This is a genomic window from Anaerosphaera multitolerans (assembly GCF_004006535.1).
In the GTDB taxonomy this organism is placed as follows: Bacteria; Bacillota; Clostridia; order Tissierellales; family Peptoniphilaceae; genus Anaerosphaera; species Anaerosphaera multitolerans.
Genome location: NZ_RLIH01000003.1, coordinates 120,129 through 145,705, shown reverse-complemented (window position 1 = coordinate 145,705; position 25,577 = coordinate 120,129). Strand labels below are relative to the sequence as shown.

Genomic DNA, 25,577 nt, shown 5'->3' with positions numbered 1-25,577 from the left:
TCTTTATAGTTGGAGATTATATGAGAAAAAACAGAAAAGAAAATGAAATTAGAGAAATTGAAGTTCAAATTGATTATACGCCAAATCCCAATGGATCTGTTCTAATTGAATGTGGAAATACAAAGGTAATATGTACAGCTATGATTGAAGACAAGGTTCCGTTTTTCTTAAAAGGAACTAATAGCGGATGGCTTTCCTGTGAGTATTCAATGTTGCCAAGTTCAACTAAAAATAGAAAAGTTAGAGATATTTCAAAGGGGAAAATTGATGGAAGAAGTCAAGAAATTCAAAGATTAATAGGTAGAAGTTTAAGGGCTGCTATAAATTTAAAACTTTTAGGTGAAAGGACCATTTGGATAGATTGCGATGTAATTTCAGCAGATGGAGGAACGAGGACCGCCAGTATAAATGGTGCATTTATAGCCTTAAAATTGGCAGTTGAAAGAGAATTAAAGGCTAATAAAATTGAAAAGAATCCAATAATAAATGATATTGCAGCTATAAGTGTGGGAATTGTAAAAGGAGAAAAGTTACTTGATTTAGATTTTTCAGAAGATTTTATGGCTGATGTGGATTTAAATGTAGTAATGAACTCTAAAAAAGAAATTGTGGAAATTCAAGGTACAGCTGAAGGAAAATTATATTCCAGAAAAGATTTAAATGAACTTTTAGATCTAGCAGAAGTAGGAATTGAGGAAATTTTTAAAAGTCAGAAAAAAATATTTCAAACTGAAGATATTATTATTCTATCTACAGACAATAAACATAAAGTTGATGAAATTAAGGAGATTTTATCTGATATTCCCTTAAAAGTTCTATCTAAAAGTCAGGCAGGTATTTTTGGTGTGGAAGTAGATGAAAATTTAGATACTTTAGAAGGAAATGCGAGATTAAAAGTTTTAGCCATAAAAGAAAGGACAGATTTTGGTGTTCTTGCAGATGATACAGGTTTATTTGTAGAAGCTTTAAAAGGCGAACCCGGAGTTCACTCAGCCAGATATGCAGGAGAACATGACGACAAGAAAAACAGAGAGTTGCTATTAGAAAAATTAGATAGAGTAAATAATAGAAGTGCCTATTTTAAAACAGTTATAGTCTATATAGATGAATTTGGAGTAGAAAATATATTTGAGGGAATATGTGACGGAGAAATTTCAAAAGAGGAACGGGGAGATAAGAGTTTCGGCTATGACTGTATCTTTATTCCAAAAGGCTATGATAAGACCTTTGGAGAAATGAGTTTTGAAGAAAAAAATAAAATAAGCCATAGGAAAAGAGCTGTTGACAAGCTAAAAGAATTTTTAATTAATAAGTATGGCAATAACTAACTGGAGGAACTTATGACTTTAGGCTATATGGAGGCTTATAAGCTTGAAGAGGGCATTAAAGTAAAGAAGCAATTAAAGTTAAGATGGATAAAAGACAGTGAACTTGATTTAGTATATGAGTTTATTTTAAAAAGTTATAGTTTACTGGAAAACAAAGAAACCTTTTTACTTCAATCTAAGGAAGATACCTTTAAGCCTTATTACAAGGGCGGCGAGATTTTAGGGTTGTTTGATGAAGATGAAAATCTTGTAGCTCAAAGGTATATAGTGTTTTTAGACTGTTATAATTCAGATTTAATGGACGATATAAATTTACCTTTGGAGGAAAGAAAAGGTATTATATATTTAAAATCCATTTTAGTTGATAGAAACTACACAGGAAACAAACTTCAATATAGAACTTTTGAAGTATTAAGAAAATTAATGAATGAAAAAAATTATTATAAATATATATCTACAATTTCACCCTATAATTTATTCAGCATTGAAAATGCACTAAGGGGCGGTTTAAAAATTAGAGGTTTGGAAAAAAAGTACCCCGATGAAAAGGAACCGCAAGGATATTGGAGATATATTAATTATTTAGATGAAAAATCCAACCTTAAAATGGAAAACATTAATTTAGAAGTTAACAGATTAGATATTGAGAAACAACGTGAATTAATTTCACAGGGCTTTATAGGAAAGGGACTTACGGAAGATAAAACAAGTGTTATATATGATAGAGTGGTTTGAAAATAAAATAGGACATTGACATTTTACAAAGATTCTGTTATTATTAATACAATGTTTTATTGCATGGTGGGTATGGCCTAGTTGGTTAGGGCGCAAGATTGTGGCTCTTGAGGTCGTGGGTTCGAATCCCACTATCCACCCCATAATGATTTTAAAAGTAGTTGAGGTTTCTTAACTACTTTTTTGTTTGTAGAAAACAACTTATTTATTGATTTTTTTAAAGATATACTATATATTTATTTAAGATAAAGGGGGCTTCTTAATGAAGATATTATTTGATACGTCTGGCGGAGATAATGCACCTTTGGAAATTATGAAGGGTGCCTTTGACGCAAGAGAAGAGCACGGCATTGAAATAGCTTTTGTCGGTAAAAAAGAAGAAATTGAAAGAACTGCTTTAGAACTTGATTTTAAAGGTGGTCTTGAAATAATAGATGCTCAAGAAAAAATTGAAAATAATGAAGAACCTGCTTTTGCTTTAAGAAAAAAGAAGAATTCTTCAACAGTAATGGGGTTAAGTGCTTTAAAAGCTAAAGAATATGATGCTTTTATATCTGCCGGAAGCACAGGCGCTCTTTTGGCAGGAGGCTTATTTATAATTGGTAGAATTAAAAATATAAAAAGAGCGGTTTTACCTACGTCATTACCTGGATTAAAAGGAAAGACCATGGTAATTGATTCAGGAGCAAATGTAGATTGCACTTCTGAGATGTTACTTCAATTTGCGAAAATGGGCAAAGTCTATTTAGAAGAAATCTTTAAAGTGGGAAATCCGAAAATTGGACTTTTAAATATTGGCAGTGAAAAAGGCAAGGGTAATTCTTTAGTTAAAGAAACCTATGAACTCCTTGAAAAATCAGAACTTAATTTTATGGGTAATATTGAAGCTAGAGACGTTACATTAAGCGATTGTGATTTAGTTATATGTGATGGATTTGTAGGAAATGTCATATTAAAGAATACTGAAGGTGTAGCCTACTTTGTTGTTAAGTACTTCAGTGAATTTATAAAAAATTCAGATATAGATGATGAGATAAAGTTAAATATAAGTAAGCTTTTAAACAATGCTTCAAAGGGACTTGATGCAAATGAAGTTGGAGGGGCACTTTTATTGGGGCTTAATGAAGTTGTAATAAAAGCACATGGAAATTCCAACTCAAAAGCTATTAAAAATGCAACTAAAGTGGCAATAGATGCTATTGGAAATAATATAATTGATAAGATAGAAAAAGTATTTAAGGAGGACAATTAATGAAAGAAAGAATATTGGAATTGATAGCTACTCAATTTAATAGAGAAGTTGAAGAATTAGATGAAGATATGTCTTTTGTAGATGATTTAAATGCTGATTCCATTGATATAGTAGAATTTGTAATGACCATTGAAGATGAACTTGATTTGGAAATTGACGATGAAGTAATAGAAAAAATGTCTACTATTGGAGATGTAATTGATTATATTGAAGAATTAGAGTAGGTTTATTATGTTTAAGGACATATTAAGGTTAAGTGGAAATTTAAAATATGAGTTTAATGATATAAATATTTTAAAGACTGCTTTGACTCATTCATCCTATGTAAATGAGCATAATAATAAAAACGGCATCAGTAATGAAAGACTTGAATTTCTTGGTGATGCCGTTTTAGATTTAATTGTAGGTGAATATTTTTTTTACAATTTAAAAAATACTTCTGAAGGCAAGCTTTCAAAGTTAAGATCTTCTGTAGTAAATGAGGAAACTCTTTTTGAAATAGGAGTTAAATTTTCTATAGGAGATTATATGAGATTTGGTAAAGGCGAGTTAAAATTTGGAGGTAAGAAAAGGAAATCTATAATTGCCGATTGTTTAGAAGCTATAATAGGAGCAGTCTTTATAGATGGAGGATATGAGGCAACTAAAAAAGTGGTTTTAAATATTTTTAAAGAAAAGTTAATTGAAGCCAAGGAATTTAAATTGAACGGAGATTATAAATCAAGACTTCAAGAGATATTACAAAAAACTAATGGAGTCACTTTAAATTACAATTTGTACAATGAAACAGGACCGGATAATGACAAGGTTTTTTATTCTGAGGTCAGAGTAAATGGAGAGATATTAGGCAGAGGAAGTGGAAGTACAAAAAAACTTTCCGAACAAATGGCTGCCAAAGAGGCTTTAGTTAAATTAGGAGAAGAAGATGTCTAAGAAAAATATAATTCCAATCTTTGTCCCTCATTTAGGTTGTCCAAATGATTGCGTATTTTGCAATCAAAAGAAAATAACAGCTGTTTCTACTAATGTAAGCACTGAAGATGTCTATAGTATCATTGAGGAATACTTGGGATATTTTAAAGATAAGAAAAATATAGAAGTTGCTTTTTATGGAGGTAGTTTTACTGCCATCGATCAAAATATACAAAGAGAACTGTTAACTGTAATAAAAGAATACAAAAAAAAGAAAATAATCAGTGAAATAAGAATCTCCACCAGACCTGATTGCATAGATAATGAAGTTTTAGATATATTGAAATTTTACTTAGTTGATACTATTGAACTTGGTGTTCAAAGTTTAGATGAAAATGTTTTAAACAGGTCAAATAGAGGTCATGATTCAAGTTGTGTTTACAGGGCTTCAAAATTAATAAAAGAATATGGATTTAATTTAGGATTGCAACAAATGTTGGGATTGCCGGGAGATACGTTAGAAAAGTCTTTATATACTGCAAGAGAATTTATAAAAATTGATCCTGATTTTGTAAGGATTTACCCAACATTAGTTATAAAAGAAACACAGCTATTAAAGGATTTGGAAAATGGACTTTATAGTGCTTTAACTTTAGAAGAAGCGGTTAATATGTCTAAGGAAGTACTTAAAGTCTATATTATTAATAACATTCCCGTAATTAGAATAGGTCTACAACCTACAGATAATATACAACTAAATAAGGATGTGGTAACAGGACCTTTTCATCCTTCTATAAGACAATTAGTTGAAGGTGAAATACTTTTTGAAGTATTGAAAAATTATTTTAATGATTTAAAAGTAGAAGATGGAGTACTAAGTATTTTTGCCTCGGGGAAAAATATTTCAAGTTTATCCGGCCAAAAGGGAACTATTAAGAGAAAAATAACAGATGCCCTTAATTTAAAGAGATTAAAATTAAGAGAAAAAAATATTGGAAATGAAAATTTAATATTGAATTACAATAATTTAGAAAAAGAAATAAAAATATTAGATTTTATTACTTTGGAGAGAACATGTATTTAAAAACACTTTACATTCAGGGATTTAAGTCCTTTGCACAAAAAACTAAAATTGAATTTAACCATAAAATAACAGGAATTGTAGGACCTAACGGTAGTGGTAAAAGTAATATTTCTGATGCTATTATGTGGGTACTTGGCGAAACAAGTGTAAAAACTTTAAGAGGAACTAAAATGGAAGATGTAATATTTTCCGGAACAGATAAGAAAAGACCGCTTGGCTTTGCTGAAGTTACTATTGTTTTTGATAATTCAGATAGAACCTTACCTTTAGAATACAATGAAGTATCTGTTACCAGAAGGATGTATAGATCTCTGGAAAGTGAATTTTTAATTAACAGTGTAAAATGTAGATTAAAAGATATTAAAGAGTTATTTATGGATACTGGTATCGGAAAAGATGGATATTCTTTGATAGGACAAGGTAAAGTTGAAAGTATTTTAAGTAATAGACCTGAACAGAGAAGAGCTGTCTTTGAAGAAGCTGCAGGTATTTCAAAATATAAGATGCGTAAACTTGAATCTGAAAACAAGCTAAAAAAAACAGAGGAAAACATTGTAAGGTTAAACGATATAATTTCAGAGATAGAGCAGAGAGAAAAAGTCTTAAGGATAGAATCTGAAAATGCAATTAAGTATAAGAACCTCTTTGAAGAGCTTAAATCATTGGAAATAACTAATGCATTTAATGAAATTGAAAAACATATTAAAAATAATGAAAAATATATATTAAGAGAAGAGGAATTTTTAACTGAAGTTGGAAAATTAAAGATTAAGTTAGAGGAGTTAGAAGTTCAAAAGTCTTTGATTTCCAAAGAAATAGATGAAATTGAATTGGAAATTGAAAAACTTCAAAAAGAAGAATTAGAAGATAATAAATTATATGAGAGAGAAATTTCTCAGTTAAATTTAATTGTCGAGAAAAAAGAAACATTAGAACAAAATTTAAATAGAAATTTTAATACTATAGATGAGTTAAAAGCAATTATTAAAAATCGTGAAGCTGAGAAGAATAATTTAATTGATAAATTAAAAAATATTAGGGACTTAGAGGAAGAAAAAAATATTAACTTAAATAAGTTAAAAGACAGCTTAGAGATAAGCGTCGAACGTCGTAATGAAATAGAAAAAAAATTGGATTTGGATAATTCAAGGCTTATTGAACTGCATAGAGAAAAATCTGAAATAGAATCTAGGATTTCAATTAAAACTTCTTTAATAGAAGAAAAAGAAGATAGATTAAAAAGTATAAATAAAAATTTAGCGATTTTAGAAGAAAATAATTTAGAAATTGAAAGATCACTAAGACAAACAGATGAAAAAAAAGCTAAGGTATATGAAACATCTAAACTATTAAAAACTGAAAAAATTAACTTAACTAAAGCTGTAGAAGAATTACAAAATGAAGTTAATACTGTTGAGGAACAGTTACAGAGCTATAAATCTAATTTTGAAAAAGAAAATGCTAAGTACATAGCTTTAAAAAACTTAGCTGATAATTTTGAAGGATATAATAAAAGTGTAAAATCTTTTATGAATTTTACAAAGAAGAGAAATTTATTTTCCGATGGATTAATAGGGCCTGTTGCCGATAATATTAAAGTGGACAGTAAATATGAAAAAGCTATAAGCGTAGCATTGGGTAGCTCTTCGCAAAACATAATTGTGGAAGATGAAAATGATGCAAAGGAAATGATTAACCTATTAAACAGAGAAAAACTTGGCAGAATAACCTTTTTACCCATTGGGAAAATTGAATTTAAAAAGACGAATTTAGATTTGTCAAAGTATAAAGATCAGGGGATTTTAGGCTATGGAGATGAACTAATAGATTATGATTTTAAATATAAAAATATTTTTAAAAGCCTTTTGGGAAGAACTATAGTAGCAGTTGACTTTGATAGTGCTTTAAGTTTGTCTAAAAAGTTAAAAAACAGTTATAGAATAGTTACACTTAAAGGAGACAGCTTAAATATTGGAGGATCTATAACGGGAGGTAATCTACCTAAAAACAACACTGATATTTTGGGAAGAAAAAATGAAATAGAAGCTGCTAAGAAAGAAGTAAGGCGAATACAAAACCTCTACAATAGAAGTTTGGAAATTTTTAATGAAAGCAAATCTAAACTGGAAAAGTTAAAATCAGATTTAGTCTCAACAGATGAAAAGATTTTTAAAACTTCAGAGGAAATATTAAGTTTAGAGCGAACTGTTGAGAATATTAATAACTCAATGAAAAATAATGATTCCTATATGGAAAAATACAATGAAGATAGAATAGGTATTGAAGGTTCTATGAAAGAAGATAGAATATCCTTAGCTGAAAATACCGAAAAATTAAAAAAAGTAGAAGAAGCGTTATTAAATGTTAGTAATAAAAATGATGAAATTGAAGAACAGTTAAATGAGTTAAAAAATGAGATAGATAATAAAATTGAAAAAAATAATGATGAAAAGTTAGAGATTGTAAAAATTCAAAATGAAATATTGAACATTGAAAAGGAAATAAAGAGAATTGAAGATAGTAATTTAGCTGATGGCGAAAGGATTGAAAGTGCTTTAAAGGAAAATGAAACAATTTTAGTTAGCATTGAAGATTTACAAATAGGTAAAGTGGAACTTGAAAAAAAACTATCGGAAATTCACAGTAAAATTGATAATTTCTCTAATGAATTGTCAGAAAAAAAGAAAATTAAAGATGAGAAGAAATCTTTACATTCTAAGTATTTAGAAGAATCCTATCAAATTCAAAATACAAACTATGAATTGGAAAATAAGATTACCAAAGTAAAATCAGATATGGAAAAAATCAGTTTTAATATTGATTCAATTGTTGATAGAATGAACCTTGAATATGGAGTAAGTAAGTCTGAAATTTCAAATTTAATTGAAAACATTACTAATAAAGAGTTAACAGACAGAATTAAGAATTTGAAAACTGAAATATATAAACTTGGTGAAGTAAATTTATTTTCCATTGATGAATATAGGACAGTTAGTGAGAGGTTAAAATTTAATTTAGAACAGAAAGAGGACTTATTAAATTCCAGAGAAGAAATTAAATCTATTTTAAAAAAGTTAAATGATGAAATGAAAGTTAGATTTAAAGAGTCTTTTTCTAAAATATCAAAGTACTTTGATGAAATATTTAAAATTTTATTTAATGGCGGTAGAGCGGAAATTGAAATAGATGGTGAGGATGTTTTAAATAGCGGAATTGAAATTAAAGCACAACCTCCGGGTAAAAGATTTCAGTCCTTATCTCTTCTTTCAGGAGGTGAAAGGTCCCTTACTGCAGTTGCTTTACTCTTTGCATTATTAAAAGTAAGGCCGGCTCCTTTCTGTATTCTTGACGAGATAGATGCAGCTCTAGACGATGCAAATATTAAAAGATATGCTGATTATTTAAAGAGCATTAATGATATTCAATTTATAATAATCACCCATAGAAAGTTGACTATGGAAATAGCAAATGTTCTCTATGGTGTTACTATGGAGGAAAGAGGAGTTAGCAAAATTATATCTGTAGAATTAAAAAGTTAAGGGGGATTTAAGTGTTCAAGTGGTTTAAAGACAAAATAGCTAAAAATGGTACAGAAGAAACGCCTTCAGTGGAAGAAAATAAAAGTGAAGAAATAATTGAAGGTGAAAAAGAAGATGTAGTAGAAAATATAGAAGAGAGTATTTCTGAGGACGTAGAGTTACGGGAAAATGACTTGGAAGAAATTGAGGAAGAAGTAGAGACGACTACAACTGAGGAAGATTTAAAAGATGATTTTGATAAAGTAAAAGTAGAATCAGTTGAAGAGGTAGTGGAAGAAAAAGAAGATAAGGCAGAGGAGAAAGTATCTTTATTTCAAAGGTTGAAACAGGGCTTAAGTAAGACCAGACATGAGATGGGCGTAAAAATAAATACAGTTCTGGGCGCTTACGTTAAAATTGACGATGAAATGCTTGAAGATTTAGAGGACATTCTTATTTCTGCTGATATTGGTATGAAGACTACTATGCAATTAATTGATAATTTAAGAGATACAATAATTGAAGAAAAAATAAATGACCCTTCTCTAGTTAAGGATCTATTAAAAAAAGAAGTTAAAAAACTTATGAATGAAGATTTGCCTACCGAAATCTCAGAAGAAAAGCCTACTGTTATATTAGTTGTAGGTGTAAATGGAGTTGGTAAAACTACAACAATAGGTAAGCTGTCAAACAAATTAAAGATGAAGGATAAAAAGGTTATTATAGCAGCAGGAGATACTTTTAGAGCCGCGGCTATAGATCAACTTAAGACTTGGGGAGATAGGGCCGGGGTAGATGTTATATCCCATAAGGAAGGCGCTGATCCGGCAGCAGTAATTTTTGACGGAATTTCTGCTGCAAAATCTAGAAATTGTGACATATTAATTTGCGATACGGCAGGTCGTTTGCATAACAAAGTTAATTTAATGCAGGAGCTGGAAAAGATTAACAGAATTATAGATAGGGAATATTCTGAGGCAAATAGGGAAACTCTCTTGGTTCTAGATGCTACAACTGGTCAAAATGCCATGAATCAGGCTAAGACTTTTATGGAAGTTACAGAACTTTCGGGAATAGTGCTTACAAAGCTAGATGGTACAGCTAAGGGCGGTGTAGTAATAGCATTACAAAGTGAACTTCAAATACCAATAAAATTAGTTGGTGTGGGAGAGGGAATTGACGACCTTCAGGAATTTAATATGGATTCCTTTATAGATGCAATTTTTGACTAGGGGGAACAGGATGAAGCTGACAAGATCTTCTTGGCTGGAAGTAAACCTAGATAAATTAGTTTACAATATAGAGCAAATAAGGAGTATTTTAGATAAGAATGTAAAAATTATATCTGTAGTAAAGAGTAATGCCTATGGATTCGGTTCATTAAAAATAGTTGAAACTTTACGAGAAGAGGGAATTAATTTCTTTGCAGTTGCAACTAATAGTGAAGCTATAAAAATTAGAAGAAAATTTAAAGACATTGATATATTAATTTTAGGTTATACTCCCGAATATGTTATGGCTGATGCAATAGAAAATAATATTATCATGGCTACCTATAGTTTAGAAACGGCTGAAATATTAAGTAAGATAGCTGTTTCATTAAATAAAGTTGCAAGAATACACTTAGTCGTTGATAGCGGAATGAACCGAATAGGTTTTAAAGTAAACGAGGACAGTATTAATGAGGTAGTAGAAATAAGCAAATTAAACAATGTAAAAATTGAAGGAATCTTTTCTCATTTTGCCGCTGCAGATAGTAATTTTGACTATACTGAAAGCCAATATAGAAATTTTATTTTTTTTGTTAAGTCAGTGGAGGACAAGGGAGTTGATGTGGGTATTAGACACATTAACAACTCACAAGGTGTTATTAATTATAGAGAATACAGCTTAGACGGAGTAAGACCCGGCATAGTTCAATATGGATCTACTGAGGGAGTGGCTAGCAGGTATGAGAATTTTAACGTAGAATATATTGGAGAAATAAAAGCCGAAATTTCTCATTTAAAGATAGTTAAAAAAGGTGAAAAAGTGGGGTATGGACTTACTTATGAAGCCGAAGACGACATAAGGGTGGCAACTCTTCCCATAGGCTATGCTGATGGAATAATAAGACAGTTAAGCGGAAAAATAGATGTACTTATTGGAGGTAAGCGATGTCCCCAAATAGGAAGAATATGTATGGATCAAATGATGATTGATGTATCTAAGGTCAACTGTAAAATAGGAGATGAGGCTGTTCTCTTAGGGAAACAAGGTGAAGAGGAAATTTCAATTGGAGAGTTAGCAGAAAAGGCCGGAGAAGTCGATACGTCTTTTTCCTGTCACTTTTCAATGAGATTGCCAAGAGTCTACATTAAAAACTCTCAAGTTGAAAGTATATATGATATAAATTTAGAATAAAAACGTTGGTTTTTATTCTTTTTTTATTGACTTTCATAAATTTAGTAAGTATAATAATCAAGGTCAATGAAAAAGATTGACACTAGAATATGGTGATGATATGATTGAAAATGTAATAAAAATGAATATGCTTTTAGATTTTTATGGCAAGTTGTTATCTGAAAAACAATTAAAAGCCATGGAAATGTACTATAAGTATGATTATTCATTAAATGAAATTGCTGAGGAGTTAAATATTTCAAAGCAAGCCGTTTCCAACAATTTAAAGAGGGCGGAGATAAACTTAAATGAATTTGAAAATAAACTTGGATTAATTGAGTTAAATAGAGAAAACAAAAAGAAATCTGAAGATTTAAAAAATTTGTTTAAAAGTTTAAAAAGCAATTCAAAAGAATTAGATGATATTACATTGAGAAAGATATATTCCATTATTTTTAATGAAGAGGAGGTTTATTATGATATTTGAATCTCTATCGGATAAATTACAAAGTACACTGTCGATGTTACGTGGTAAGGGTAAGTTGTCTGAGAAGGATATTGACCTTGCTATGCGAGAGGTAAAACTCGCTTTACTTGAAGCAGATGTAAACTTTAAAGTAGTAAAAAATTTTATAAATACTGTAAAGGAAAGATCACTAGGATCTGAAGTCTTAAACAGTCTTACACCTGGACAACAAGTTATTAAAATAGTTAATGAGGAATTAACCAGTTTAATGGGAACTGGTGAAGTTAAAATTGATTATTCTAAAAAACCTACAGTAATTATGATGTGTGGACTTCAAGGGGCAGGTAAGACTACTACCTCAGGAAAACTTGCAAATCTAATGAAAAAAGAGGGTAAAAGACCTTTATTAGTGGCTTGTGACGTCTATAGACCAGCAGCCATTAAGCAGTTGCAGGTTGTAGGAGAAAGTATTGATGTGCCTGTATTTACTATGGGAGATAAGATAAAGCCCGTAGATATAGCGAAAGCATCTGTGGAACACGCCAAAAAGAACGGTAACGATGTAGTTTTAATAGATACTGCTGGTAGACTTCATATTGACGAAAATTTAATGGAAGAGTTAATAGAAATTAATGATGCCTTAGATATTTCAGAAATACTTTTAGTTTTAGATGCAATGACGGGTCAAGATGCAGTAAATGTAGCAGCTGCTTTTGATGAGAGATTAAAATTAACGGGAGTAATACTTACAAAGTTAGACGGTGATGCAAGAGGTGGTGCTGCACTTTCCATAAGAGCAGTTACAAATGTTCCAATAAAATTTACCGCAATGGGGGAAAAACTGGATCAAATTGAAGTTTTTCATCCAGATAGGATGGCATCACGTATTCTTGGCATGGGAGACGTTTTAAGTTTAATTGAAAAGGCACAATCGGCAGTAGATGAACAGAAGGCCATAGAGCTTGAGAAAAAGCTTAGAACTCAAAGTTTTACCTTTGATGATTTTTTAGATCAACTGGAACAGATGAAAAATCTCGGACCTCTTGAAGATATTTTAGGAATGCTTCCCGGAATGAACAACAAAATGTTAAAGGGTATAAATGTCGATGAAAAAGAATTTGCAAGACTGGAAGCAATTATTAGATCGATGACTAAGGAAGAAAGACAAAAACCGGAAATAATTGATATCTCAAGAAGGAAGAGAATTGCCAATGGAAGTGGTACTACACCAGTTGAAGTAAATAAACTTTTAAAGCAATTTAAAGAATTGAGAAAAATGATGAAGCAGTTTGGGAATATGGGTAAAATGAATAAAAAGAAATTTAAAATGCCCTTTCCTTTTTAATTAGTTAAAATTTATTTTATATAAATTAATATATATGTGGAGGTGAATAAATTGGCAGTAAAAATTAGACTTAGAAGAATGGGTGCTAAGAAAAACCCTTTTTATAGAATAGTTGTAGCTGATTCTCGTAGCCCTAGAGATGGAAAATTCATTGAGGAGATTGGTTACTATGATCCGTTAACTGAACCTAAAAAAGTAGTTGTAGATTCAGAAAAAGCTAATAATTGGATTAAAAATGGAGCTAAGCCTACAGATACAGTTGATAGATTATTTAGAGAAAACAACGTATATAAAGTTGAAAAAGAAACAGTGGAAGAAGTAAAAACAGAAGATGTGGAAAACTAATCGTCTTTTGTATGGAGGAATCAAATGGTTGAATTAGTTGAATATATTGCTAAATCTTTAGTTGATAATCCTGATTTGGTATCTATTTCATCAGAAAAAGAAAACGATGAGTTAAATATTTATCTTAAAGTTGCGCAAAGCGACATGGGGAAAATCATTGGTAAACAAGGCAGGATTGCAAAAGCTATTCGATCTATTTTAAAAGCAATTTCTCTTAAAGAAAATATAAAGGTTAATTTAGAAATTGAAGAAATCAAGTGAACATACCATAATTGGTAAAATCATTAATACTAGAGGTATTAAGGGAGAATTGAAAATTTTTCCAATGACAGGTTCAATTGAGAGATTTTCGCAATTAAAAACTGTATTTGTGGGAGAAAGCTTGGAAGCCTGTAGTGTAGAAAAAGTTATATATGAGTCAAAATTCGTGTATTTAAAGCTTAAAGAGTTTAATAATATAAACGATGTTTTAAAGTTTAAAGATCAGTACTTATATGTAAAAGATAGTGATAGGATTAAACTTGAAGAGGGAACTTATTTCATTAGTGACATTATAGGTTGTAGTGTATATAATACAGAAAATGTTTTACTGGGGAAGGTAGTAGATGTAATTGAAAACCCGGTACATGATTTATATGCTATGGAAAATGAAAATGGACAGCATTTAATACCTGCGATTAGGCAATTTATAAAAGAAATAAATATAGATAGTAAATTTATTATAATTGATCCTATAGAGGGGTTGATTAATTGAAATTTAGTATTCTCACACTTTTTCCTGAGTTTTTTAATTGTTTGATAGACTATAGTATAGTAGGTAGAGCAATTAAAGAATCAATAATAGAGTTAGAAACTGTAAATATTAGAGAATTTTCAGAAAACAAACATGGACAGGTTGATGATTATCCCTATGGCGGAGGTCCGGGGATGGTTATGCAAGTTGGACCGATATATAGATCTATTGAATCTGTTAGAAATGATAATTCAAAGGTCATATATCTATCTCCCAAAGGGAAGGTTCTTAACCAAAAAAAATTAATTGAGCTTTCAAGGGAAAATCATCTGATTTTATTAAACGGACACTATGAGGGAATTGACAATAGAGTAGTTGAAAATTATATAGATGAGGAGATTTCCATAGGAGATTATGTCCTAACAGGGGCAGAAATACCTTCCATGGTCTTAATAGACGGCATTACAAGATTAATTCCGGGTGTATTATCATCTGAAGAGTCCTATAGCATTGAGTCGCATTACAGTGGTTTGTTAGAATATCCACAGTACACTAGGCCTCAAAGATTTAATGGGTTGGAAGTGCCTGAGATTTTATTAAGTGGAAACCATGAGAAAATTCGTCAATATAGAATTTTCCAATCTATTAAATTAACATTGGAAAACAGACCTGACTTAATTGACAAGTCAAAATTAACAGATATTGAAAAAGAATATTTAAAATACCTAGAAAGCGAAAGGGGGTAACTTAAAGTGGATATAATTAAAGCGCTTGAAGAAGAGCAAATAAATAAAGACTTACCAGTGGTAAGTGCAGGGGATACAGTACAGGTTCACTATAGAATTATAGAAGGAACTAGAGAAAGAATTCAAGTTTTTGAAGGAACTGTTATAAAGGTTCAAGGTACTGGTTCAAGAAAAACTTTTACAGTTAGAAGATTGTCTTACGGAATTGGAGTTGAAAGAACTTTTCTTTTAAACTCTCCAAGAATTGCTAAATTAGTAGTTACTCGTAAGGGTAAAGTTAGACGTTCTAAACTTTTCTACTTAAGAGATAGACAAGGTAAAGCTGCTAAGGTAAGAGAAAAAGCAGATTATTAAAATTATGGGACTTTAAAAGTCCTATTTTTTTTGAAATGACTTTCAATTTTTTTATACAGATTATATAATGTATATATTAAAATTGACGAGGATGGTGTAATGAAAAAATTTATTATAGGGTTTTTAGCATTAGTAATATTGGCAGTTGGAGTTGGCGGATTTTATTTATTTAAACATAGAGGTTCAAGTGAAACTTCCACTAAGTACAATGAATTTAGCTTTATAAGTGAAGATAAGGATATAGATAAAGATGATTTTGATAGAATTGACGGTCAGTACTATCTTTCATTAGATTTTATAAAAGAACACATTGATGATACAGTTGCCTATGATAAAGCTGAAAAGACAGTTATTTTTACTAATGATAAAGGTACAAGAAGAGCTAAAGTGGGAGAAACTGAAGGAGTTATTAATACTAAAAAATTTGGGATAAGAGATCCCATAGTTGAAAAAAACGGAAAAATTTTAATTCCTTCTGAGATATTTATCTATGATTATCCTGTTGAATTGACTTACATTCAAGATAAGAAACTTCTTTTAATGGACTATACAGATGTTGATTATGCTGTGGGAGTTTCCACAGGTGATGGGTTAAACATGCGTGAAACTGCGAGTTTAAATTCGCCAATAGTTTCTATTTTAAACAAAGATTCAAAAGTTTATGTCTATGGTGAAAAGGGAGACTTCTATAAGGTAAGAGAAATAGAAGGTTATGCAGGATACATTAAAAAAGATTTACTTGATGTGGAATTTCCGCAAGAAAGATTAAAAGTCAAAAATGAAAGTGAAAAAAGAGAGGCTAAAAAGCCTCTCAATTTAACATGGGACTATACTTATGGGCCTCAAAGTGAGGAAAGTATAGAAGCTATTGGCAATGTTAAGGGTTTAGATGTAATATGTCCAACTTGGTTTTCTATTAAGGATACTGATTTAAATATAATAGATAGAGGAAATCAGGAATATGTAAATAGATACAATAGTTTGGGAATTGATGTATGGGCTTACTTGGATAATTCTTTTGATCCGGAACTAACACAGAAGGTATTATCTAAAAGCTCATCAAGGGACATAATAATTAAAAAAACTTTGGAGCTAACGAAGAAATACGGGCTTAAGGGAATTAATATAGATTTTGAAAACACTACTGTAGATGACAGAGATAATATTACTCAATTTGTAAGAGAACTTTCCGGAGTTTTTAAACAAGAAAATCTGTTAGTATCTGTAGATGTTACTCCTCAAATTTCAAGTAATGTAAAAAATGAATTATATGATAGAAAGGCTTTGGCTGACGTATGTGACTATGTTATGTTAATGGCATATGATCAACATTGGTCTTCTTCAGATAAGGCAGGCTCTGTAGCTCAATATAAATGGGTTGAAGGGAACTTAAATGTTTTATTTAAACAAATACCACATGAAAAAATGATTTTAGGAGTACCCTTATATACAAGACTTTGGAGTGAAAGTTCAGGTGAGGTTAAATCATCGGTACTTTCCATGTACCAAACTGAAAACTTATTAGCTACAAAATCCTTAAATCCGAAATGGGATGAGGAGTCAAAACAAAATTACGCAGAATATTCTGAAAATAATAAAAAATATAAAATCTGGATAGAAGATTCCGATTCAATAGAGTGGAAGACTTCACTGGTAAATAAATATAATTTAGCAGGTGTTGCAAGTTGGAGAAAGGGATTTGAAACAGATGATATTTGGAGTACTTTAGATAATACAATATCTGCTTATAATTAGTCGGTTCTTATTGACAAAGCAATTAGAATGAGTTAATATTTAGTTAACTTTGAGTTTTAAAAGAGGTGTTCAAAATTTTAACAGAAACACATAAAATAATTGCACGAGAAATTCATAAAAAAATTGTTTTAGAATATAACGTTGATTTAGATATAGATAAATTACAATGGGGAAGTATTGCACCTGATATATTACCCTATTATAAACTTAAGCGTCACTATAAAGATGAGAGCATAGACTTTATATCAAAAGAGATAGTTAATTTAATTTTTTTAGGCAGATATTCCAACTTAAATAACAAAAAATCTTTTTTTGTTAAGCAGTTGAGTAAAAAAATGGGAATTATATCTCACTATCTTTGTGACTACACTTGTTATCCACATGCTTACAGAGTTACTTTTATGGATGATATGAAAAGTCATATTAAGTATGAATCTGATTTAAATGAATACGCTCCAAGTCATAAATTTGAGGACAAAAATTTAAATATTGAGAATTTAAATCTATACGGTGATGATTCTAAAAAATTAGCAGATATAGTAAAGGAATACATTAACTATGTAGTAGAAAAATACATGGAAGATGAAAAGTCCTTTTCCAGTGATTTAGATTATGCTTTAAAATTAAGCTCTAACGTAGCTTTATTTATTATTGAAATGATCTTGTATTATTCTGAAGAAGTGGAATATCAATTTAATTAAAGTTTGAAATTTAAGTTCTCTCATCATTTGATGAGAGAATTTTTAATTATAGGAGGAAGTAATGAGAAACAACTCAGAAGTTAACAAACTAAATTTAAAAGAAACTCAAATGGCTATTAAGTCATTAAAGGATTATTTTCAAAGAGATTTAGCCAATACTTTAAATTTAGCTAGAATTTCAGCACCTCTAATGGTGAGACCTGAAACAGGTTTAAATGATAATCTAAGCGGCTCGGAAAGAGCTGTGAATTTTGATATTAGAAACTACGGAATAAATGTAGAGATAGTACAATCTTTGGCTAAATGGAAGAGAAATGCTTTAAAGGAATATAATTTTAAATCCTACGAAGGACTTTATGCGGATATGAATGCTATCAGACCTGACGAAGTGTTGGATAATATTCATTCGGTCTATGTAGATCAATGGGACTGGGAAGTAATTATAAAAGAAGAAGATAGAACTGAAGAATTTTTAAAATTAATTGTAAGAGAGATTTTTGAAGTTTTTAAAAGAGCCGAGGAATATATTAACCAAGTATATCCCCATGCTCTTAGTAAAAAATTACCTGAGGATATTTTTATGATAACAGCTCAGGATTTAGAAGATCTATACCCTAATTTAACTGCAAAAGAAAGGGAAAGGGAAATTGCCAAAGAAAAAAAAGCGGTTTTCATTATGAAGATTGGGAGAAATTTAAAGTCGGGAATACCTCACGATGTAAGGAGCCCTGACTATGACGATTGGGATTTAAATGGAGATATTCTATTTTGGGATGAGATGATTGACAATGCAATTGAACTTTCAAGTATGGGTATTAGAGTAAATAGTGATAGTTTAATGAAGCAACTGGAAGAATCGGATAAGATGGATAGACTGAGTCTGCCTTACCATCAAAAATTGATGAAAGGTGAATTGCCACCAACTATTGGGGGAGGAATCGGCCAATCAAGGTTGTGTATGTTCTTCTTGGAAAAGAGACATATTGGCGAAGTTCAGGCTTCTGTATGGGATGAAGATACTATAAGAGAATGTGAAGAGAAGGAAATATTTTTACTATAAAATTAATTAAACTTTTATATTTTTAACAAATTGGTTACAAAATATAGTATAATAAAACTATTAGATACGGAGGAATTGATTATGGAAGCAATGGCAAAAAAGAATAAGACTGAAGATTTAAACTTTTGCTTTAAAGACATAAAAAGATTCTTAATTGAAAAGTTTCTATATGATAATGATCCGGAATCAATAAATATATTATTGAACATTTATAATTTTGAAGATTCTGTAGAAAATATTTATCCTACATACCTATCTTTAAAACATTTGAAAAAAGACATTATTAAGTTTTTAAAAAATAAAGAAGGTAAGGAATTAATAGCTTATAATCTCAGTAATTTAATTCATGATGATGTAAATAGATTTGAGTTACTTTTGTATTTAGAGGGTTATAGAGCCGGTTTAAATGCCAATAAAAGCGTTAATAAGCTTGAAATGTTGACTTTTAAGTACTATGACATAGAAGATTTATATATACGAAAAAAAATGTTTAATACAGATATAAGTAAGACTGATATCTTAAGGTTAAAGGAAAATTTGCTTAAGGAAATTAGAAGAGATAGAAAAGTAAAAAAATATATTCATAATGTGGTTTTTCGTTTTAACTTACGTCTACTTAAGCGTAAAATATACAATTTGAATTCGCATATTGATAAACAGTTAATGTTGAATTTAGATGAAGATGAAAAGAATAAAGGTGAACAATTTGTAGTTACTAATTCTCACTTGAGTAAAGAGGAATTACATGGTTTAAATAAAAAAATTGTGAGATTTTTATACTTAGATGGTATGAAAATTTTTGAAAATGCCTTTTGGGACGGAATTAATGATAAACTAATGAAGAGATATAAATAAAACTAAGATTACATCTTAGTTTTTTTTAAGGGGAAATATGGTAATTTGTGGAATAGATCCGGGCCTTGCAATAGTGGGTTATGGATTTGTAGAATTAGTTGGAAACAAGTACAGAGTATTAGATTATGGGGCCATACTTACGGATTCAAAAATGAAGTTGCCAAATAGATTGGAAAAAATCTATAGGGATTTAAATCAGTTAATTGAAAAATATAATCCGGAGGATATTGCTTTTGAAGAGTTGTTTTTTAATAAAAATGTTAAGACAGCTATAAATGTATCTCATGCTAGAGGTGTTGAGGTGCTTTGTGCTAAAATAAACAATAAGGAAATATTTGAATACACTCCATTACAGATTAAGCAAGCTGTAGTGGGATATGGAAGAGCTGAAAAAAGGCAAGTTCAAGAAATGGTGAAAATAATATTAAATTTAAATGATATACCTAAGCCTGATGATGTAGCGGATGCTTTAGCAGTTGCCATTACTCACGGTTCAAGTATTAAATTTAAAGATAATTTTAGGATGAAATAATTATGATAGATTTTATATATGGCATTGTTAATCATATTTCAGATAATTTTATAGTAATTGAAAATAACAACATAGGTTATAAAATTAATATGTCTTCAAAAGAAATTGAAGAATTGAAAATTTCAGAAGAAGTAAGAATAATGACTAAAATGATATTGAGAGAAGACGATGTATCTTTGTATGGTTTTATCCATAAGGACAGCAGAGTTTTATTTGATTTGCTTACAACTGTAAGTGGAGTAGGTCCAAAGGTAGGTTTGGGAATTTTATCCGCTCTATTAAATTCAGAGATAATAGCAGCTATAACTGAAGAAAATTACAAAGTTTTAACTGCTGCGCCTGGTGTTGGGAAAAAAACGGCGGAAAGAATTATTTTAGAGTTAAAGGACAAGATATCAAAGTATTCCTTTGATTCAAAAGTTCAATTGACAAGTAGTGTAAAAGTTGAAGAAGTTCTTGATGATTCGCCGGCTATTGAAGCGCTTATGACTTTAGGTTACAATATGTATGAAGCTAAAAAAGCTTTAGTTGGAGTAGATGAGGAATTAGATATATCGCAGAAAATTAAAGAAGCTTTGAAAAATCTTGGGAGGTAGTATATTTGGATGAAGAAAGAATTGTAGAACCAAGTTTGACTTCTTTTGATAACTCTTTTGATAACAATAATCTAAGGCCTAAGTGGTTAAGTGAATATATAGGACAGGATAAGGCTGTTGAAAAATTAAAAATATTTATTGAAGCGGCTAAAAACAGACATGAACCTTTGGACCATTGTCTTTTAAATGGGCCTCCGGGACTTGGAAAGACTACCTTAAGCTATATAATAGCTAATGAGATGGGAGTAAATGTAAAAGTAACTAGCGGACCTGCTATTGAAAGACCTGGAGATTTAGCCAGTATATTGTCCAATTTAAATTCTGATGATGTTTTATTTATAGATGAAATTCATCGAATTAATAGGTCTGTTGAAGAGGTTTTATATCCTGCTATGGAGGATTATGCTTTAGATATAATAATCGGTAAAGGGCCTTCGGCAAGATCAATTAGATTGGATCTTGAGAAATTTACTTTAATAGGAGCTACCACTCGTTCAGGACAACTGACTTCTCCTTTAAGAGATAGATTTGGAGTTATTTTAAATTTAGAACTCTATGATATTGAAAGTCTAACAGAGATAATTATGAGGTCAGCTAAAATTTTAAATATTGGAATTGAAAGAGAAGGCGCTTTTGAAATTGCTAAAAGATCCAGAGGGACTCCAAGAATAGCAAACAGACTTTTAAAAAGAGTTAGAGATTATGCTGAAGTAAAAGAAAATGGAGTAATAACTAAAAAAGTTGCCATAAATGGACTTAATTTGTTGGAAATTGATAAGCTTGGATTAGATAATTTAGACAGAAGAATTATTTTGACAATGATTGAAAACTTTTCAGGGCGACCTGTGGGTATAGATGCCATTGCTGCATCTGTAGGAGAAGAGAGAATAACAATAGAGGACGTCTATGAGCCTTACTTAATGCAAATAGGCTTTATAAACAGAACGCCTAGGGGAAGAATTGCAACGGAAGCCGCATATAAACACTTTGGTATAGAATATAGAGAGCAGGAGAATTTTTTATGAAAAAGATATTTTTTTTAGCATTGATAGCTATTTCATTAATACTTCCAATTAAAAATTATGCACAGGAAGGCCAGACTTACTTAGATGTAAAAATTGGAAAGTCCTATGGTGAAAATGAAGTTGTAAGCATAGTATCTACAAAAAATATTTATCTGGTTGACGCTGATTATAATAAGGTTTTGGATCTTAATACCAGCTCAGTAGATGTAACTTTAAAAGAGGGAAAGATAGAGTTAAAAGGTCAAAGCCAGACTCATTCCACTGATTTTCCTCAAGATGGTAGTATGCTTTTAGCTACAGATGGATACTTAAAATTGAAAAATGAATATAGAGGTTACATTTCTTTTAGAGTAGTGGAAAATAAACTCTTGGTAATAAATTCTTTGGAACTTGAAGATTATTTAAAGGGAGTAGTACCAAGAGAGCTATCACCTAGTTATCCTATAGAGGCTTTAAAGGCCCAAGCAATTTGTTCAAGAAGTTTTGCTTTAAAAAATATAAATAAATATGAAAAATACGGTTACAATTTAGATGATACTACTAATTGCCAAGCCTATGAGGGAAAGACCATAGAAAATGAAAAAACCAATCAGGCTGTAGATGAGACGAAGGGGATATATGCTCTTTATAACGGGAAAATAGCCAATACTATTTATGGGGCATCTTCGGGAGGAGTTACTGCCAATGCAGATGATGTATGGAGCGGAGATGCTGTTGAATATTTAAAAACCCTTGAAGATCCCTATTCAAATAACTACACTTGGGAGCATAAGTTAAGTGTTGAAGAAGTAAATAAGGCAATAAAATCTGCTAGTCATGAGATAGGAGATTTTCTAAACTTTAATATTAAGGAAATTGACAGTTCAGGAAGAATTAAAACTATAGAATTAATTGGCACAGAGAATACTGTCGCAGTGACTGGAAATAATTTTAGAAATATTTTCGGTAACATGAAACTAAAAAGCACTTTATTTAATATTACTATTGAGGACGATCAAGTGATATTTAAAGGGAAAGGCTTTGGACACGGAGTGGGAATGAGTCAGTTAGGAGCTGTGGAAATGGCGAAAACCGGGAAAACCGCTAACGATATAATTTCATTTTATTTTCCGGGTGTAATTTTAAATAAATAATGTAGAAGGTAAGTTAATGAATACAAGTGATTTCAATTACAATCTTCCAAAGGACTTAATAGCACAACATCCTTTGGAAGATAGAACAGAATCTAAACTTTTATTATTAAATAAAAGAACGGGAGAAGTAGAACATAGTCATTTTTATAATATTCTTGATTATTTAAACAAGGGAGACCTATTGGTGTTAAATGATACAAGAGTTATTCCTGCAAGGCTATTTGGAAGTAGGGAGGGAAAAGAAGAGAGTATTGAATTCTTACTTTTAAAAAGAGTAGAGGGGGATATTTGGGAATGTCTATGTAAACCCGGTAAAAAAGCAAAAATTGGTACGAAAGTATTTTTTTCAGATAAATTAAAGGCTGAAGTAGTGGAAATTTCAGAAGAAGGCAATAGATTTATTGAATTTTCCTATAACGGAATATTTGAGGAGTTGTTAGATGAATTAGGTGAAATGCCACTACCTCCCTATATTACGGAAAAGCTTAAGGACAAAGAGAGGTATCAAACTGTCTATTCTAAAATTGAAGGTTCGGCCGCAGCTCCTACAGCTGGTTTACATTTTACAAAGGAGCTTCTTGAAAAAATTGAAGACAAAGGTATTGAAATCGCGTATATTACTTTACATGTGGGTTTGGGAACTTTCAGACCGGTTAAAGTAGATGATGTAAAAAATCACAATATGCACTCAGAATTTTATATTATTAACAATGATGCTGCAAGTAAGATTAATAAAGCAAAAAGTGAGAATCGAAGAGTTATTTCAGTAGGTACTACTTCAGTTAGGACAATTGAAACAGCCTCAGATGAAAATGGATTTGTAAAAGAATCAAAGGGGTGGACGGATATTTTTATATATCCCGGATATAATTTTAAATGTGTAGATGCTTTAATAACAAATTTTCACTTACCTGAATCCACACTTATAATGTTAGTGTCGGCCTTTGCTTCTAGAGATATGGTTTTAAATGCCTATAAAGAAGCAGTAGAGAAAAGATATAGATTTTTTAGTTTTGGAGATGCAATGTTTTTGTATTAACTCATTGCGTCTTTGTTAATTTTAAAATCTTTACTTATAAATATAGATGGGAGAAATTATGTTTGAATTTGAACTATTAAAAGAATCTAAAGAGTGTAAGGCTAGATTGGGGGAGATAAAGACAAATCATGGAGAAATTGAAACGCCTATTTTTATGCCTGTGGGGACTAGAGCTACAGTTAAAACAATGGCTCCTGAGGAGTTAAAGGTCATTGGAGCACAAATTATACTGTCTAACACCTATCATTTATTTTTAAAACCCGGAACAGATATAATAAAGGAAGCCGGGGGACTTCATAAGTTTATGAATTGGGATAAGCCTATTTTAACTGACAGTGGCGGGTTTCAAGTTTTCAGCTTAAGTGACAATAGAAAAATCACTGAAGAGGGAGTTGAATTCCGATCTCATATTGACGGTTCTAAAAAGTTTTTATCACCAGAAGTTTCTATAGATATTCAAAATATCCTAGGCTCAGATATTATTATGTGTTTTGATGAATGTGCCCCTTATCCTGCAACTTATGAATATATTGAACACTCTATGAATCGAACTACAAGATGGGCAAAAAGATGTAAAGAACACCATAAAAACACTGATAATCAAGCTTTATTTGGAATTATTCAAGGCGGAATGTTTAAGGATTTAAGAGAGGAAAGCGCAAAGGCCTTAGTTGAACTGGATTTTCCAGGATATGCAGTGGGAGGTTTAAGTGTTGGTGAGCCTTTGGATTTAATGAATGAAATTTTAGATTATACTACAGATTTTATGCCAAAGGATAAGCCAAGATACCTAATGGGTGTGGGAACTCTTGATTATTTATTTGAAGCAGTTGAGCGAGGAATAGATATGGCAGACTGTGTACTACCTACAAGAATTGCACGAAATGGAACTGTTATGACATCTAAGGGTAGACTTGTCATTAAAAATGGAAAGTACAAGGCCGACTTTAAACCTCTTGATGAGGAATGCGATTGTTATGTATGTAAAAATTATTCAAGAGCGTATATTAGACATTTATTTAATGTAGATGAAATTTTAGGATTAAGACTTGCTACAATTCATAATTTATATTTTCTTTTAAAATTAATGGAAAATATACGAACTTCCATTAGAAATGACAATTTCTTGGAATTTAAAGATGACTTTTATAGCAAATATGGTTATAATAGTTAAGAAAGGAGAGTTTTTATGGACGCTAATACAACTTCAATGCTTGCTACTTTTGTACCTATTATCATTTTATTTGCAGTTATGTACTTTTTAATGATAAGACCACAAAAGAAAAAAGAAGCACAGATTAAGGACATGATTGCCAATTTAAAAGTTGGAGACAATGTAATAACTATTGGTGGTATCATGGGTAAAATTGTAATTATTAAAGATGATTATGTATGTCTTGAAACTTCAGGGGAGAAGTCTAGAATTGATATAATGAAATGGGGAATTAACTCTGTAGTTAAAAAAACTGAAGATTTAAAGGATTAGGAGGTAGACATGAAACATATAAAGACTCTTACAAATAAGAGATTAAAAGATACTTATGCAAAGGGCGGATGTGGAGAATGTCAAACATCTTGTCAATCTGCTTGTAAAACATCCTGTACAGTGGGAAATCAAAAATGTGAAAGTAATTATAAGTAAGAGGGTTGGTATATCCACCCTTTTATTTTATTAATGGGA

28 protein-coding genes and 1 tRNA gene are annotated in these 25,577 nt (G+C 30.6%); all 29 read left to right on the top strand.

The genetic code is table 11. The annotated features are described in order from the left end of the window. The first annotated feature begins 20 nt into the window (after window positions 1–20). The 29 genes from rph (at window position 21) to scfA (ending at window position 25,538) form a co-directional block, all read left to right on the top strand. Window positions 21–1,328, top strand: a complete 1,308-nt coding sequence (gene rph / locus EF514_RS11010) for a ribonuclease PH (RefSeq protein ID WP_127723787.1) — start codon at window positions 21–23, stop codon at window positions 1,326–1,328. A gap of 12 nt (window positions 1,329–1,340) precedes the next feature. Beyond that, on the top strand, window positions 1,341–2,063 hold the full coding sequence (locus EF514_RS03230; RefSeq protein ID WP_127723785.1) for a hypothetical protein: 723 nt from the start codon (window positions 1,341–1,343) through the stop codon (window positions 2,061–2,063). Window positions 2,064–2,129: 66 nt separating this feature from the next. After that, a tRNA-His gene (locus tag EF514_RS03225) sits at window positions 2,130–2,206 on the top strand. Window positions 2,207–2,325: 119 nt separating this feature from the next. Continuing rightward, window positions 2,326–3,315 carry a phosphate acyltransferase PlsX gene (plsX, locus tag EF514_RS03220; RefSeq protein ID WP_127723783.1) on the top strand — a complete coding sequence of 330 codons (990 nt, stop codon included), beginning with the start codon at window positions 2,326–2,328 and terminating at the stop codon, window positions 3,313–3,315. After that, window positions 3,315–3,539 carry an acyl carrier protein gene (locus EF514_RS03215; RefSeq protein ID WP_127723781.1) on the top strand — a complete coding sequence of 75 codons (225 nt, stop codon included), beginning with the start codon at window positions 3,315–3,317 and terminating at the stop codon, window positions 3,537–3,539. The genes plsX and EF514_RS03215 overlap by 1 nt, the downstream gene beginning before the upstream one ends. A 7-nt stretch (window positions 3,540–3,546) precedes the next feature. Further along, a complete protein-coding gene (rnc, locus tag EF514_RS03210) occupies window positions 3,547–4,248 on the top strand; it encodes a ribonuclease III (protein ID WP_127723779.1) in 702 nt (233 codons plus the stop codon). Next, window positions 4,241–5,311 (top strand): elongator complex protein 3, encoded by a 1,071-nt coding sequence (locus EF514_RS03205; RefSeq protein WP_127723777.1) that lies wholly within the window; start codon window positions 4,241–4,243, stop codon window positions 5,309–5,311. The genes rnc and EF514_RS03205 overlap by 8 nt, the downstream gene beginning before the upstream one ends. After that, window positions 5,302–8,850, top strand: a complete 3,549-nt coding sequence (gene smc, locus EF514_RS03200; protein WP_127723775.1) for a chromosome segregation protein SMC — start codon at window positions 5,302–5,304, stop codon at window positions 8,848–8,850. Before EF514_RS03205 ends, smc begins: the two co-directional genes overlap by 10 nt. Window positions 8,851–8,861: 11 nt before the next feature. After that, complete coding sequence (gene ftsY / locus EF514_RS03195; protein ID WP_127723773.1) at window positions 8,862–10,061, top strand: signal recognition particle-docking protein FtsY; 1,200 nt, start codon at window positions 8,862–8,864, stop codon at window positions 10,059–10,061. A gap of 10 nt (window positions 10,062–10,071) precedes the next feature. After that, window positions 10,072–11,232: an alanine racemase gene (gene alr / locus EF514_RS03190; RefSeq protein WP_127723771.1), complete on the top strand. Its 1,161-nt coding sequence runs from the start codon at window positions 10,072–10,074 to the stop codon at window positions 11,230–11,232. A 76-nt stretch (window positions 11,233–11,308) separates the two neighbouring features. Next, window positions 11,309–11,698: a YlxM family DNA-binding protein gene (gene ylxM, locus EF514_RS03185; protein WP_240648992.1), complete on the top strand. Its 390-nt coding sequence runs from the start codon at window positions 11,309–11,311 to the stop codon at window positions 11,696–11,698. Then, entirely contained in the window at window positions 11,688–13,022 is a 1,335-nt protein-coding gene (ffh, locus tag EF514_RS03180; protein ID WP_127723767.1) for a signal recognition particle protein, read from the top strand. The genes ylxM and ffh overlap by 11 nt, the downstream gene beginning before the upstream one ends. A gap of 51 nt (window positions 13,023–13,073) precedes the next feature. Beyond that, entirely contained in the window at window positions 13,074–13,367 is a 294-nt protein-coding gene (gene rpsP, locus EF514_RS03175; protein ID WP_127723765.1) for a 30S ribosomal protein S16, read from the top strand. Window positions 13,368–13,391: 24 nt separating this feature from the next. Next, window positions 13,392–13,628, top strand: coding sequence for a KH domain-containing protein (locus EF514_RS03170; protein WP_127723763.1), 237 nt, complete (start codon window positions 13,392–13,394; stop codon window positions 13,626–13,628). Next, window positions 13,612–14,121 (top strand): ribosome maturation factor RimM, encoded by a 510-nt coding sequence (rimM, locus tag EF514_RS03165; protein ID WP_127723761.1) that lies wholly within the window; start codon window positions 13,612–13,614, stop codon window positions 14,119–14,121. The genes EF514_RS03170 and rimM overlap by 17 nt, the downstream gene beginning before the upstream one ends. Then, window positions 14,118–14,846 (top strand): tRNA (guanosine(37)-N1)-methyltransferase TrmD, encoded by a 729-nt coding sequence (trmD, locus tag EF514_RS03160; protein WP_127723759.1) that lies wholly within the window; start codon window positions 14,118–14,120, stop codon window positions 14,844–14,846. The genes rimM and trmD overlap by 4 nt, the downstream gene beginning before the upstream one ends. Before the next feature lie 6 nt (window positions 14,847–14,852). Continuing rightward, window positions 14,853–15,200, top strand: coding sequence for a 50S ribosomal protein L19 (gene rplS / locus EF514_RS03155; RefSeq protein WP_127723757.1), 348 nt, complete (start codon window positions 14,853–14,855; stop codon window positions 15,198–15,200). A gap of 99 nt (window positions 15,201–15,299) precedes the next feature. Next, window positions 15,300–16,955: a glycosyl hydrolase family 18 protein gene (locus EF514_RS03150; RefSeq protein ID WP_127723755.1), complete on the top strand. Its 1,656-nt coding sequence runs from the start codon at window positions 15,300–15,302 to the stop codon at window positions 16,953–16,955. 65 nt (window positions 16,956–17,020) lie between these two features. Further along, window positions 17,021–17,656, top strand: coding sequence for a zinc dependent phospholipase C family protein (locus tag EF514_RS03145; protein ID WP_127723753.1), 636 nt, complete (start codon window positions 17,021–17,023; stop codon window positions 17,654–17,656). A gap of 61 nt (window positions 17,657–17,717) precedes the next feature. Next, window positions 17,718–18,716: an aspartate--ammonia ligase gene (gene asnA, locus EF514_RS03140; RefSeq protein ID WP_127723751.1), complete on the top strand. Its 999-nt coding sequence runs from the start codon at window positions 17,718–17,720 to the stop codon at window positions 18,714–18,716. Window positions 18,717–18,797: 81 nt separating this feature from the next. Beyond that, window positions 18,798–19,571, top strand: coding sequence for a hypothetical protein (locus EF514_RS03135; RefSeq protein WP_127723749.1), 774 nt, complete (start codon window positions 18,798–18,800; stop codon window positions 19,569–19,571). A 37-nt stretch (window positions 19,572–19,608) separates the two neighbouring features. Further along, a complete protein-coding gene (ruvC, locus tag EF514_RS03130) occupies window positions 19,609–20,103 on the top strand; it encodes a crossover junction endodeoxyribonuclease RuvC (protein ID WP_127723747.1) in 495 nt (164 codons plus the stop codon). Window positions 20,104–20,105: 2 nt separating this feature from the next. Next, entirely contained in the window at window positions 20,106–20,699 is a 594-nt protein-coding gene (gene ruvA, locus EF514_RS03125) for a Holliday junction branch migration protein RuvA (protein WP_127723745.1), read from the top strand. A gap of 5 nt (window positions 20,700–20,704) precedes the next feature. Then, a complete protein-coding gene (gene ruvB / locus EF514_RS03120) occupies window positions 20,705–21,724 on the top strand; it encodes a Holliday junction branch migration DNA helicase RuvB (protein ID WP_127723743.1) in 1,020 nt (339 codons plus the stop codon). Continuing rightward, on the top strand, window positions 21,721–22,857 hold the full coding sequence (locus tag EF514_RS03115; RefSeq protein WP_127723741.1) for a SpoIID/LytB domain-containing protein: 1,137 nt from the start codon (window positions 21,721–21,723) through the stop codon (window positions 22,855–22,857). The genes ruvB and EF514_RS03115 overlap by 4 nt, the downstream gene beginning before the upstream one ends. A gap of 16 nt (window positions 22,858–22,873) precedes the next feature. Next, window positions 22,874–23,896, top strand: coding sequence for a tRNA preQ1(34) S-adenosylmethionine ribosyltransferase-isomerase QueA (gene queA / locus EF514_RS03110; protein WP_127723739.1), 1,023 nt, complete (start codon window positions 22,874–22,876; stop codon window positions 23,894–23,896). Between the two features lie 58 nt (window positions 23,897–23,954). Next, entirely contained in the window at window positions 23,955–25,070 is a 1,116-nt protein-coding gene (gene tgt, locus EF514_RS03105; protein WP_127723737.1) for a tRNA guanosine(34) transglycosylase Tgt, read from the top strand. A 15-nt stretch (window positions 25,071–25,085) separates the two neighbouring features. Then, window positions 25,086–25,382 carry a preprotein translocase subunit YajC gene (gene yajC, locus EF514_RS03100; protein ID WP_127723735.1) on the top strand — a complete coding sequence of 99 codons (297 nt, stop codon included), beginning with the start codon at window positions 25,086–25,088 and terminating at the stop codon, window positions 25,380–25,382. 9 nt (window positions 25,383–25,391) lie between these two features. Beyond that, window positions 25,392–25,538 carry a six-cysteine ranthipeptide SCIFF gene (gene scfA, locus EF514_RS03095; RefSeq protein ID WP_127723733.1) on the top strand — a complete coding sequence of 49 codons (147 nt, stop codon included), beginning with the start codon at window positions 25,392–25,394 and terminating at the stop codon, window positions 25,536–25,538. Window positions 25,539–25,577: the final 39 nt, after the last annotated feature.